Genomic DNA, 13,956 nt, shown 5'->3' on the forward strand with positions numbered 1-13,956 from the left:
AAAGGCGGGACATGGCCGAGTACGAGCAGTACCTTGCGACCCTCGACTCCGATCCGAACGACGAGGCGGCGCTGCGCGCGCTCGAAAGCCTCGACAACGGTGAGCTCGATACTCCAGAGGCGGCGGTGGCGCTCGAGCGGGCGCGCGCGCAGCTGCGCGAGCGCGGGGAACTCGAAGTCGTCGCGCGGTTGTTCGACGTGGAGATCGCTGCGGTAGGGGATCGCGCCCGCAAGGCCGATCTGCTGCTGGCGAAGGGCAAGCTGTACGCCGACGACCTGCTCAATGAGCAGACCGCGGTCGAGTGTTTTCGGCAAGTGCTCGCGCTGCGCCCGGAGGACGCCGACGCCAGCGAGACGCTCGCGCAACTCGACCTGGTGCGCGACAACTGGCGCAAGATCGCCGACAAGTACGTCGACGAGGCGAAGGCGTCGACGGACCGTCAGCTCACGACGTCGCTGTACCTGTCGGCCGCCGAGATGTGGGCGCGCTACGAGCCGGAGTCGGACCAGGTCGAACGGTATCTGCGGAAGGCGCTCGAGGTCGAGCCGCGCAACCGGCGCGCGGCGTTGCACCTCGAGCGGCTGTTGCGGCGGGCCGGCCGCTGGCAGGACCTGGCGGCGCTGCTCGAGCAGCGCGCCGACGCCGCGGCCGTCAAGGAAGAGCGCAGCCAGGCGCTGCTGGCGCTCGCCGATGTCGCCAAGACCCGCCTGAACGACCCGCAGCTCGCCATCGACTGCATGAAGAAGTTGGTCGCCCAGGACCCGGCCCATCCGCGGGCGCTCGCGATGCTGGCCGACCTGTACGAAAAGGAGCAGAACTGGTCCGCGCTGGTGATGCTGTATACCAATGCGCTCAAGGCGCGGCGCCGCAGCGTCGACACGGAGCCCGAAACCGGCATCCTGCTGCAGATCGCGATGCTGCACTGGAAGCGGCTCGGCAACCCGGACGCGGCCGAGGAGTACTTCCGCCGCATTCGCAAGGCGGAGCCGGGCCACCCCGCGGCGCTCACGTTCTATCGCGAGTACTACACGGCGCGCGGCGAGGCGGCCAAACTCGTGCAGGTTCTGCGGCAGGCGCTCAAGGCGACCGCCGACGACGACCTCCGCCGCGACCTGTCGATCGAAATCGCGCGGCTGTCCGACTCCGAGCTGGCGAACGCGGACAAGGCGATCGAGGCGTGGAAAGGCGTGCTGCGGCGCGAGCCGGACAACGCGGAGGCGCGCGCCGCGCTCGAGCGGCTGTACCGCGCGACCGAGAAGTGGAACGCGCTGCTCGACCTGATCAAAGACGAGATCGATCGACTGCCGCCCGACGATGTCGACCGGCGAGTGAGCCGACTCGAACAGGTCGTCGAGATCTACCGAGATCGGCTGCATCTCGACGTCATGGTGATCAACACCTACAACACGATCCTGCAGCTCCAGCCCGGCAACCGCGCCGCGCTCGACGCGCTGGCCGCCAAGTACGAGCAGCTCGGCCGGTGGAACGACCTGATCGCGGTGTGGGCGCGCATGGCCGAGTTGCCGGATACGCCGTCGGACGAGCGCGTCGAACTGCTGCGCAAGACGGCGTCGCTGTGGGCGGATCGGTTCGGCAACTATGCGCAGGCGATCAAGCCGCTCGAACAGCTGCTCGAACTGCGCCCGGAGGACCGGGACGCGATCGCGAAGCTCAAGGAGATCTACGCGCGGCGGCGCCAATGGCGCGCGCTCATCCGGTTGATGGAGCGCGAAACGCAGCTTTTGCCCGCCGACCAGCGGCGCGCGCACCTGGTGGATATCGCGCGGCTAGCGTCTGACCGGCTCGGCGATCCGGCGCTGTCGATCGGCGTGTGGAATCGTGTGCTCGAACTCGACCCGGACGACGCGGAGGCGCTCGAGTCGCTCGCGCACCTGTACGAACGCAACAAGCGCTACCTGGCGCTCGCCGAGGTGCTGCACCGGCAACGCGCCGCGATCGGCGACACCGATCCGGCGGCGGCAATCGGCGTCCTCGAACGCCTCGGTGCCGTGTACGCCGAGCGGCTCGGAGCGGCGGACCAGGCAGTGCCGGTGCTGCGAGAAATCCTCGCGCTGGATCCAGGGCACGCGCGGGCGCTGCGCCAGCTGCGCGAACTGCTCGTAGCGGCCGGCGACGCCGACGCGCTCGAGGCGCTGTACAGGGACGTCGGCCGGTTCGACGAACTGGTCGACGTGCTGTCGGGACTCGCCGACCGGGCGGAGGGGGACCGCAAGCTGGCGTTGCTCGAGCGCACCGCCGCGATTGCCGAGCAGCACGTCGCCCATCCCGAAAAGGTCGCGCGCGCCTACGAGCGGATCCTCGCGGTCGATCCCGCACACCGCCGGGCGGCCGCCGCGCTCGTGCCGATCTACGAGCGAACGCAAAAGTGGGCGCGCCTGCTGGCGATCTACGAGGTGCTGCTGGGTCACGCGACTGACGTGGACGAACAGTTGCGGCTGCATCTCGCGATCCGCAAACTCGCCGAGGAACGCCTCGGCTCGAAGGCGCTCGCGTTCCAGTGGGCGGCGCGCGCATACGAGTTGGCGCCGGCGGATGCCGCGTTGCTCGAAGACCTCGAGCGGCTCGGCGCCGAGGCGGACGCATGGCAAGAGGTCGCGGCGGTGCTCGACCGGCGGCTGCAAGCGCAGGATCTGCCCGACGACGAGCGGCTGCGGCTGTTGCGCGAACTCGGGACGATTGCGTCGACGCGGCTGCACCGCCCCGACGACGCGCGCCGGTACTACGAAGGCGTGCTGGCGATCGCGCCGGACGACGAGGCGGCGATCGCGGCGCTCGAGCGGCTGTTCGCGGAGCAAGGCCAGTGGCGCGACCTGTTGGACGTCTACCGCCGGCGGGTCGCGCTGACCGACGACGACGGCGCGCGGCTGGACCTGCTGTTCAAGATCGCGTTTCTCGAAGAAGAGCGGCTCGGCGACCTCGACGCGGCCGCGGCGACGTATCGCGAGATCCTGGACATCGACGCCGGCTCCCCGCGCGCGCTGCGAGCGCTCGAAAAGGTGGAGGAGGCGCGCGGTGACGCGGGCGGACTGGCCGACGTGCTCGAGCGGCAGCTCGCGCTCGCCGGCGAGCCGGAGGCGCAGGTCGGACTCCTGTTGCGCCTCGGCGCCCTGTACGAGAGCAAGCTCGGTCGGCGCGCCGATGCGTTGGCGGGGTATCGCCGGGCGCTGGAGCTGTCGCCGACCAATCGGCAGGTGCACGCGGCGCTCGAGCGGTTCCTCGTCGCGCCGGCCGACGTCGACCACGACGAACGCGCGGACGTCGCGCGGCTGCTGTTGCCGGTCTACGAACAAACCGACGAGCCGGCGAACACCGCGCGCTGCCTGGAGATCTTGCGCGACGCGACGGACGACGCGGCTCAGCGCTTGGCGTTCGACCGGCGGCTGGCGGCGCTGTACGCGGGGCGCCTCGGCGACGCCCGCAGCGCCTACGAGGCAGCGATGCGCGTGGTGGAAGCGGCGCCGGACGATCGCGACGCGCGCCGCACGGCGATCGACTGCGCCGTCGCGGCGGACGCGCTCGACGACGCCGCGAACCGGCTCGACGCGCTCGCGGCGGACGCGGAGGCGGTGGACACGGCGACTCGCCGGGCGATCGCCGTCGACGTGGCGACGATCTACGACGACCGGCTCGGTCAGATCGACCGCGCCGAGGCGGCGTGGAAGCGCGTGCTCGAACTCGATTCGGCGTGCGCGGCCGCGTACGACGCGCTCGACCGCATCTACCGTGGCGCCGAGCGGTGGCGGGAACTGCGCGACCTGTTGTTGGCGCGGGAGCAACAGCTTCACGACGCCGAGCGCCGCAAGGACCTGTTGCTGCAGGTCTGCGATCTCGACGAGGGAGTGCTCGACGATCCGGACGCCGCGATCGACATGTACCACCGAGTGCTCGAACTCGACCCCGGGGTGATCCGCGCGTACAAAGCGCTCGAGCGCCTGTACGAGGCGAAGGAGGCGTGGCCGGAGCTGGACGCGACCATCGAGCGCGAGCTGGACCACCTGGATCCCGCGGACGACAAGTTGCGCATGCAGCGGGTCGCGCTGCTGTATCGCCGCGCGGTGTTGCACGCCCGCGCGCTCGACGATCCGGCCGGAGCCATCGACCTGCTCGAGCAGGTCGTGGAGCTGGCGCCCGGGCACACGGACGGCCGCGAGCTGCTCGAGGAGCTGTTGCCCAATGCGGAGCAGCGGCTGCGCGTGGCGCGCATCCTCGAGCCGCTGTACCGCGCCGACGGCCTGTGGCGGGACCTGGTGCTGGTGCTGCGCGCGCAGCGCGAGTTCGCGGCGACACCCCGCGAGGCGGTCGACCTGTTGGCGCAGGTCGCGCAGATCGAATCGGAAAACCTGGGTCACGAGCGCGGCGCGTTCGCGACGTGGTGCGAGGCGCTGCGAACCGATCCGTCCGACCCGCGCCCGCGCGAGGCGCTCCGGCGGCTCGCCAAGCTGCTCGACCGGTGGCCGGACGCCGCGGCCGCGTGGGAGGCTGCGGTCGATGCGGCCGATCCCGCCGATGTCGGCCTGCGTGCGGCGCTGTTGACCGAACTGGCCGCGATGTACGACGGCCCGCTCGGCGACGGGGACCAGGCTATCGCCGCGTACCGGCGGCTGCTGGACGTCGATCCGGGCAACCGGGACGTGGTGGACCGCGCCGCCGCCGCGCTCGAGCGCCTGTACACCGACCGCCAACAGTGGTCGGATCTGCGCGACATCCTGCGGCGCCAGGCCGAATGGGCGGACACGCCGGCGCGCCGCCGCGAGCTGCTCGCCCGGGTCGCCCGCCTCGAAGAGGTCGAACTGGGCGACGCGGACGCCGCGATCGCCGCGTGGCGCGATCTGCTCGTCGACGTTCCGGACGACGCCGAGGCGCTCGACGCGCTCGAACGGCTGTTGGCCGCTCGCGAGGCCTGGCACGAACTGATCGACGTGCTGCGCCGCCGCGTCGACCTCGCCGGCGATGCCGCCGAGCGCAAGGCACAGCTGCGGCGGATTGCTTCGCTGTACGAGCGCGAACTGGGCGACGCACACGAGGCGATCGCCGCGCACCTCGAAGTGCTCGATCACAGTCCGGACGATCGCGAGACGCTCGCGGAGTTGGCCCGCCTTTACCGCGAGGCCGAGCGGTGGACGGATCTGCTGGAAGTGACCGAGCGGCGGCTCGCGCTCGCGCAGGATCCGCTCGAGATCGCCGAGCATACCCACGAGCTGGCCGACCTGCTCTTTCACCGGCTCGGCCGCGGCGCCGAGGCGCTCGAGCGGTACGCGGCGGTCCTGCGCGCCAACCCGGCGCACGTCGCGGCGCTCGCCGCGGTGGAGTCCATGGTGGACGACGACGCGCTGCGCCGCCGCGCGGCCGACGTGTTGCAGCCGCTGTACGAGGCGCACGCCGAGCACGCGAAACTCGCGGGGCTGCTCCAGCGGCTGGCCGAGTCGGTCGACGATCCACGCGAGCGGGTCCGCTGTCTCGCACGGGTAGCCGAATTGCGCGAGCACATGCTCGACGACGCCCACGGCGCGTTCGATGCGTATGCGCAGCTGCTGCCGGACGCGCTGGCGGAGCCGGAGCTGGCGCACTACATCGACGAACTCGAGCGCCTCGCCGCCGAGCAGGGGCGCATGGAGGAGTTGATCGAGGTGTTTCGCGCGATCGCGCCGGATGTGTTCGACGGCGATCTGCAGCGGCGGATCTATCTCGACATCGCAGACCTGGCGCGCGCGGTGTTGCGCGACGACGAGGTCGCGCGCGGCTACTACCAGCTCGTGCTCGACGCACAACCGGACGATCCGCGCGCGATGGCGGCGCTCGAGGCGATCTACCGCGACGCGGGGGAACACGCGCGCCTGTACGACGTGCTCGCGCGCAAGGCGGAGACGATCGGCGATGACATCGACGCCAAGGCGGCGGCGCTGGCGGAGGCCGCTCAGCTGTGCGCCGACCACCTCGGCCGAACCGACGACGCGATCTTGCACTGGGAGCAGGTGCTCGAACTTCTGCCGAACGACGCGCGGGCGGCGTCGGCGCTCGAGAAGCTGTACACGGAGGGATCGCGCTGGCACGATCTGGCCGACCTGCTGCAATGCCGCCTCGGCTTCGCCTACAGCGTGCCGGAGGCGGTTTCGCTGCAGTTCCGGCTCGGCCAGTTGTACGAGCGCGAGCTGAGCGATCCGGACGCGGCGGTCACCGCGTACGCGGCGACGCTCGGCGGCGACCCGAACCACGCCGAGGCGACGGCGGCGCTCGAGCGATTGCTCGACGATCCCGGCACGCGCGCGGCGGCGGCGACGGTTCTCGAGCCGGTCTACGTGGCGCATCAGGACTGGGCCAAGCTCGTGCGCATCTACGAGATCAAGCTCGACGCGGCCGAGGAGCCGGCGGAGCGGCTCGCGCTCACGCGCTACATCGCGAGGCTGCAGGAGGAACAGCTCGAGGACCTCGAGGAGGCGTTCCGGTGGTACGGCCGGGTGTTGCGCGAGACGCCGTCCGATGCGGCGGTGCGCGACCAACTCGCGCGGCTGGCGACGATTCTCGAAAACTGGAGCGACTACGCCGCCGTGTTGCAGGAGGTGCTGGACGACGCGCTCGGCGACACGGAGGACGTGCGGACGATCGCACTCGCGCTGGCGGACGTCTACGACCGCCGGCTCGGCGAGGTCGAGCGCGCACACGCGGCGTACCGGCGCGCGCTGCGGGTGAGGCCGGACGACCGCGACACGTTCGCCCGGCTCGAGGCGATGCTGTCCGGCGCGGAGCGCTGGTTTGCGCTGGTCGACGTGTACGAGCAGGCGCTCGCCGACGCGTCGGACGACGCGTGGCGGATCGAGCTGCTGGCGCGGACGGCGCGCGTGCAGGAGGAGCGGTTGCAGGACGTCGACCGCGCGATCGAAGCGTACCGCGCGATCGTGGACATCGACCCCGGCCACCGGCCGGCGCTCGACGCGCTCGACCGCTTGTACGCTGCCAGCGGCCAGTGGTACGAGCTGGCCGAGTTGCTCGGTCGCCGACTCGCCGGCGCGCAGGACGATCGGGAAGCCGCCGCCCTGCGGCTGCGACTCGCCGAGCTGCTGGAGAGCCAGCTCGACGACGCCGCGGGGGCGATCGACCACTACCAGACGGTGCTGGCCGGCGGCGGGGCGGAAGCGGACGAAGCGCTCGCGGCGCTCGAACGGCTCGTGCAGGAGCCGGACCACCAAGATCGCATCGCGCGCATCCTCGAGCCGCTGTATCGGGAGCGGGACTGGTGGCAGAAGCTCGTCGTCCTGCTGCACGACGCGCGGCTCCCGCACGTCGACGATCCCGGCGAACGGGTCGCGATGCTGCGCGAGATCGCGCGCATTCACGAGACCCGCGGGGGCGATCCGCGGCTGGCGCTCGCCGCGTTGGCGCGCGCGTGGAAGGAGGACGTCACCTCCGACGAGGTCTACGCGGAGTTCGAGGCGCTCGCGGCCAAGTTGGGCGCGTGGGACGAACTGATCGCCGCGCTCGAGGAGGGCATCGACGGCAACTACGACTTCGACGTTGTCGCCAAGATTCTCGCGCGCATCGCGGAACTCCACGAAACGCGCCGGCACGACAACGCCAAGGCGATCGACGCGTGGCGCCGGTTGCTCGAGGTGAGCGACGAGGACGCGGTCGCTCTTGCGGCACTGGATCGGCTGCTCGGCGCGGAAGGGCGTGCGGACGAACGGGTCAAGATCATCGAGCGACGCGCGGAGCTGGCGGACGACGACGTCCAGCGCAAAGACTTCCTGTACCGGATCGCCGAGATTCACGAGACCGCACTCGGCGACGTCGACCATGCGATCGCCACGTGGCGGACCGTGTTGAACCTCGACGACGAGGACGAGCGCGCGCTCGACGCGCTCGAGCGCCTGTACCGCGCGACCGGGAACGACGCCGAGTTGGCGCTGATTTTGGGCCGCAAGATCGAGATCGCCGGCGACGCGGCTACACGGCGCGGATTGCGGCTCGCCGCCGCCGACCTGTACGACCAGCGGTTAAATGATCCCTACGAGGCGATCGCGCAGCTGCGCGCCGTGCTCGACGACCAGCCCGACGACGCGGAGGCGCTCGCGCGGCTCGACGAGGTGCTCGCGCGCGAGAAGATGTGGACGGACCTGGTGGAGGTCATCGATCGGCGCGCGCAGCTCGACGCGGCGAACCGGGCGGACCTCGCCTACCGCGCCGCCGCCGTGGTCGAGCGGGAGTTGATGGAGGTCGACCGCGCGGTGGAGCGCTACGCGGCCGTCCTCGACATCGATCCGAGCCACGCGGACGCGCGCGCCGCGCTCGAGCGCCTTTCGGCGCAGGAGGACACGATGGCGGCCGCGGCGGCGGCGCTCGAGCCGATCTACCGGGCCGAGGGAGCGCACGATGCGCTGGCCGAGCTGTACGAACGGCGAATTGCGGCGGCGACCGGGGGCGATCCGAGCGAGCGGCTCGCGCTGATTGCGGCGCTGGCGGAAGTGCACGAACTCAGCCGCGCCGATCTGGACGCTGCATTCGCGACCTGGGCCCGGGCGCTCGCGGACCATCCGGACGAGCCGCAGGTGCGCGCCGAACTCGAACGCCTGGCGCAAGCGCGCGGCGCGTGGGGCGAACTGGCGGATCTGTACGCGCGCGCGGCCGACGCGACCGGCGACGCGGAGTTGGAGTACGCCTACCGCGCGCAGGAGGCTCGGATCTACGAGGAAGCGCTCGGCGACTTGGAGCGGGCGGCCGCCGCGTACGCGCGCGCGCTCGACCTGGCGATCGACGAACGCGAGCCTCTGGCCGCGCTCGACCGGATTTACGAGCGGGCGGGGCGGTGGGCCGAATTGGCGGGCGTGCTCGCGCGGGAGGCGGAGGTCCACATGGACGAGGCGCGACAGGCCGAACTGCTGTATCGGCTCGGCGACGTGCGCGAACGGCAACTGGCCGACGCGGCCGGCGCCGTCGATGCCTATCGCGACGTTCTCGATCGCGACCCGGCCCACGGTGCCGCACGCGCCGGGCTCGAGCGACTGCTGTCGTCGGATGCCGAGCGCGGCCAGATCATCGCGATCTTGGAGCCGCTGTACGAAGCTGACGGCGACTACGTTCGGCTTGCCGACCTGCTGGGCGCCAAGCTTGGCATCGTCGACGATGCGTTCGAGCGGGCGCAGATCTACGCGCGCCTCGCCGAGATCGCCGAACACCGCCTCGGCGATCCGGTCCGCGCGCTGGACGCCACCGGCGGCTGGCTCGCCGAGGATCCGCGCTCCCCGGAGGCGCTCGCGCAACTCGACCGCCTTGCCGATGCGACCGGCCGCTGGGGCGAGGTCGCCGCACGGCTCGCGGGCGTGATCGATTCGCTCGACGACCCGGACGTGCGCCGCGCGCTGCAGATGCATCTAGGCGACGTGCAGCTCGATCGCGTCGGTGACGCGGCGGCGGCCGAGGTGACGTTCCGCCGCATCGTCGACGACGATCCCGACAGCGACGATGCGCTCGCTCGCCTCGAGAGAATCTACCGCGATCGCGGTGACGCGGCCGCTGTCGCCGACATTCTGATGCGGCGCGTGGGGTTGTCGTACGACCCGCAGGCCAAGCGCCGCCAACTCGTGGAGGTCGCCCAGCTTCGCGAACAGATCGGCGACGTACAAGGTGCGGAAGCGGCGTGGCGACAGGTGCTCGACCTCGACGAGGGGGATCGCGATGCCCACGCGCAACTCGCGCGGCTGTACGAGCAGCAGCAGCGCTGGGCCGACCTGATCGACATCCTCGGTGTCGCCGCGCGGTTCGCCGGCGACGCGGACGCCGAGCGCGCGCTGCGGGTTCGCATCGCGCGGCTGTACGCGGATGCGGTCGGCGACATGGACGCGGCGGCCGACGCGTGGCAGGCGGCGGTCGACTTGCGGCCGGACGACCTGGACGCGCTGGAACAGCTCGAGCGCGTCCACGCGGCGCGCGGCGACTGGCTGTCGGTTCAGGACGTGCTCATGCGCCGGCTCGACGCGGTGTCCACGAACGCCGAGCGCGCGGCGATCTACCGCCGATTGGCCGCCGTCGCCGAGCAGCACCGGGACGCGCCGGACGACGCGATCGGCCATTTGATGCAGATCCTCGACCTCGACGGCGCCGATCTGTCGGTGTACGCCGACCTCGAGCGGCTGCTGGCGGCTGCGGAACGCTGGCACGATCTGGTCGAGCTGTACCAGCGCGCCGCGGAGGTCGCCGGGACGCTGGGCGACGCCGGGCGCGAGATCGACTACCTGGCCAAGGCGGCCGATGTGTGGGAGGAGCGCCTCGACGCGCCGGATGCCGCGGCCGAGATCCTCGAGCAGATCTTGGCGCGCGATCCGAACTACGTGCCGGCACTCAGCCGACTCGCGCGCATCTACGAGGCGGCGGCCGACTACGACCGGTGCAGCGACGTGCTGCAACGGGCGCTGGCGCTCGGGCCGCAGGGCACGGACGCGGCGGACCTGTACTTCCGGCTCGGCGAGATGGCGAGGCATCGCGGCGACGACGACGAGCAGGTGGCCGGCTACTTCGGCGAGGCGCTCAAGCACGACGCGGCACACCCGCCGACCGTGCGCGCGGTCGAGGCGATCGCGCGGGACCGCGAGGACTGGCCGGTGGTCGCCGACATGCTCGGACGGCGGCTGTCGTTCGAGACCGACCCGGCCGTCCGCCTCGACGTGACGCTCGAACTCGCGGATCTGTACCGGACGCGGCTCGGCCAGCCCGACGCGGTGATCCCGCTACTCGAGCAGGCGGCCGCGGCGGCGCCTGACGACGAGCGAGTCGCCGCGCCGCTGGCGGACCTGTACTACGCCGCCGGCCGCTACGCAGACGCGCGCCCCGTGTACGAGCGGCTGGCGGACGCGGCGAAGGCGGCGCGCCGGATGAAAGACGTCGCGCGTTATCGCCAGCGGCTCGGTGCGATCGCCGAGGCGCTCGGCGACGTCGACGCGGCGCGCGCGGCCTACGAGGAAGCGTTCCGCGTCAATCCGACCGACGTGGTCACGATGGCCGGTCTCGGCCGGCTGTACCTGGCGGCGCAGCAGTGGGAGAAGGCGCGTCGCGTGTACCGGTCGATGGTGCTGCAACAGATCGATCCGTCGCTCGGCATCTCGAAGGCCGACGTCTACCTGGCGCTGGGCAACATTCACGTGCAGCTCGGCGAACCGGCCAAGGCCAAAGGCATGTACCAGCGAGGGCTGGAGCTGGCGCCCGACCACCCGGAGCTGTCGCGCGCGCTGGCGGCGCTGGAGGGGTGATGCGCGCGGAGGCAACGGTACGGCGGCGGTCGCTGCCGCAGCGGGCGCGCGCACGGATCCGCACGGCGCGGGCGCGGGTCGGGCTGGCGCTCGCGGTGGCCGGTGCGGCGGCGTGCGGCGGTCGGGCGCCGGCGGCTGCGCCGGGACCGGCGCCCGCGGCGACGGCGCGCTCGCAACCGGATGCGGGCGTGCCGGACGCCGCGCCGCCGGTCGACTACGCGGAGATCGAACTCGGAAGCGCACAGCCGGTTTTGCCGCTTCTCAAGGTGGGCGCCGAGCGGATCGGCTGCACGCTGGTCGCGGAGGAGGTGTCGCCGCCGGCGGTCGCGTACCAGTGCGAGACCGGCACGCTGTTCGTCGCACAGGTGGGCACGCGATTGCGCTACACGTGCCAGCCGCTCGATGCCGCCGCCTGCGATGCACTGATGGACCGCGTCTACCGGACGGTGCTCGACGCGGCGGGCGCCGGCGGCCGATGATCGGCGGACGGCGAGCGGTGCTCGGCGCGAGGGGCAGGTGACCGCCGCGTCCGCCCCGCGCGGACCAGCGGCGCAAGGAGTCGCGCCCGCGATGTGCGGTCGCGGCCCGGGCGCTGCCCCGCCCGCGCTGTGCGCTACTTCCAGATGCCGAAGGTCGCGGTGAACGTGCGCGTCTTGATCGAGCCGAGGTTCGCGTCGTCGATCGACGTGAGGCCGTAGGCGTAGCGCAGGTCGAGCGAGATGCCGGTGCCTTTGCCGATCAACCACTCGGCCCCGAGCCCTGCGGCGGCCGCCACATTGAACGGCTTGAGCGAGTCCTCGTAGTCGACGCCGTCGGTGCCGATCATCCGGCGCGCGTCGATCACCACGGACGCGATCGGGCCGAGGTAGGCGTACGGCTGGATCGGCCCGGTGAGCGGAATGTCGTAGCGCCCGAACACCGGAACCTCGAAGTAGGTCGCGATGATGTCCGACTCGCGGCCGGACTCGTTGAGCACCGCGTCCGTTCCCCCCGTCTCGGTGACGGCGGCTTCGACTTGCAGGTCGATGCCGCTGCCGAAGCTGTAGACGAAGTAGTAACCGAGCGTCGCGCCGACATGGCTCCCGGCCTTGTCGGTCACGTCGCCGCCGAGGCTGCCGACCGCGAGCCCCCCCTTGACGCCGTTGTGCCAGCGCGCGGCGCCGGCGGCGTCGCCGGTCGGCTGGGTCGCGGTGGCGGATTGAGCCAGCGCCGGCAGCGGCGCGAGCGCGGAGCACAAAGCGAGAGCGCATGCGGTGCGTGTCATCGCGGCGCATTGTAATCAGATCGACGAGGCGCGCAACGGCTTCGCCGCGCCGGAACGGCATCGCAGTCCGGCGGCCAGGGGGCGTGCGCCGGCCGCCGCCGCCGCGTCACCGGCCGCCCGCCGGGCGCCGGCAGCGCGCGAGGCCGCGGCGAGCCGCCGCCGCGACCGCGCGGTCGTCCAGGTTGGCGGCTCGGCCGAGCAGCCGCGCCGCGCCGGGCGGGCACAGCCGTCCGAGGCCCTCGATCGCCGCCGCCTGCACGGCGGGGAAAGCGTCGTCGACCGCGGCCTGCTCCACGGCGGGCACCGCCCGCGCGCCGCACGCGTCGACCGCTGCCGCCAGCGCCGCGGCAGCTACCCGGACGGCGCGGGAGTCGTCCCACGCCTGGCCGCGGATCGTGCGGAACGCGCTCAGCAGCGGCTCGCACACGGGCCCACCGGCCGCGGCCGCGAGCGCGACGGCGCGCGCGCGGACGTGCGGGTCGCGGCCGCGGTCGCGGGCGATCGCGAGCGCGAGGTCGGCTGCGCGCGGGTCGCGACAGGCGAACAGGCTGGCGAGCGCGGCGGTCTGCACGCCGGCATCCGGGTCCGCGCCGGCGGCTCCCGCGAGGGCGTCGGCTGCCGCCCGCTGGCCGCACAGGCCGGCGAGGGCGCCGGCGGCGCCGCGCCGCGCGCGCGGCCACCGGTCGGTCCGCAGCACGCGGACGAGGCCGGCCGAAGCGGCGGCCGGAAGGTCCGCGCGCTCGGCGAGCGCGCCCACCGCGCGGATGCGCACGCCGGGGTCCGGGTCGGCCAGCGCGCGCGCCAGCAGCGCGGCGGCGGCCGGAGACGGATTGCGGCCGAGCCCCGCGACCGCCACGCGGCGTAGGGCCGCGCCCCGCGCGCCCCCGGTCCGATCGGTGAGCGCCGCGGCGGCGGCTTCCCTCGCGGCGTCCGCGTCGATCGCCGCGAGGGCGCCGATCAGCCGATAGCGCACCTCATAGTCGCGGGCGGTCGCGAGCCGGCGCCGCATCGCGTCGACCGCGACCGCGGGGTCGGGCGCGCGCCGGGCGAGGCCGCCGGCGGCTCGCCACAGGTCGGCCTCGCGCGCGGGCGTATCGGCGCCGTCCGCGGCCGCGACGATCGCGGCCAGATCCTCGGCCGGCCGTGCGGCGAGCGCGGCGGCGACCGCGGCCCGCCACCGCGGCGTGCCGGTCCCCGCGAGCGCCGCGAGCGCGTCGAGCGCCTCGGCGCCGTCCGCTGCGGCGAGCACGTCGAGCGCGGCGGTGCGCGCGGCGGGGCGCGCGCCACCATCGGCCGCGATGCGGCGGGCGGCGGCGACGCCGGCCGGCCCGGCCGCCCGCAGCGCCCGGCGGCAGGTCGACAGCGCGGCCGTGCCTGCGCGCGCGCGCGCGCAGCCCGCGATCAGCTCATCGAGCGCGCCGGCGCCCGGCGCCACGC

The 13,956-nt window shown here is 73.0% G+C and carries 4 protein-coding genes; 2 read left to right on the plus strand and 2 right to left on the minus strand.

Annotation, left to right across the window (positions count from 1 at the left end):
• Positions 1-11: 11 nt before the first annotated feature.
• Entirely contained in the window at positions 12-11,255 is an 11,244-nt protein-coding gene (locus D6689_09100) for a tetratricopeptide repeat protein (protein ID RMH42163.1), read from the plus strand.
• The gene (locus D6689_09105) at positions 11,252-11,734 is read left to right on the plus strand and encodes a hypothetical protein (GenBank protein ID RMH42164.1); all 483 of its coding nucleotides are present in this window, start codon (positions 11,252-11,254) and stop codon (positions 11,732-11,734) included. The genes D6689_09100 and D6689_09105 overlap by 4 nt, the downstream gene beginning before the upstream one ends.
• A 134-nt stretch (positions 11,735-11,868) precedes the next feature.
• Here the strand turns inward: D6689_09105 and D6689_09110 are convergent, their stop codons facing one another.
• Together D6689_09110 and D6689_09115 are read right to left on the minus strand one after the other, a co-directional pair.
• Positions 11,869-12,519, minus strand: coding sequence for a PorT family protein (locus tag D6689_09110; protein RMH42165.1), 651 nt, complete (start codon positions 12,517-12,519; stop codon positions 11,869-11,871).
• A 106-nt stretch (positions 12,520-12,625) separates the two neighbouring features.
• Positions 12,626-13,954, minus strand: coding sequence for a hypothetical protein (locus D6689_09115; protein ID RMH42166.1), 1,329 nt, complete (start codon positions 13,952-13,954; stop codon positions 12,626-12,628).
• Between the last annotated feature and the right edge of the window lie 2 nt (positions 13,955-13,956).

The sequence above is a fragment of the Deltaproteobacteria bacterium genome (assembly GCA_003696105.1).
In the GTDB taxonomy this organism is placed as follows: Bacteria; Myxococcota_A; Polyangia; order Haliangiales; family J016; genus J016.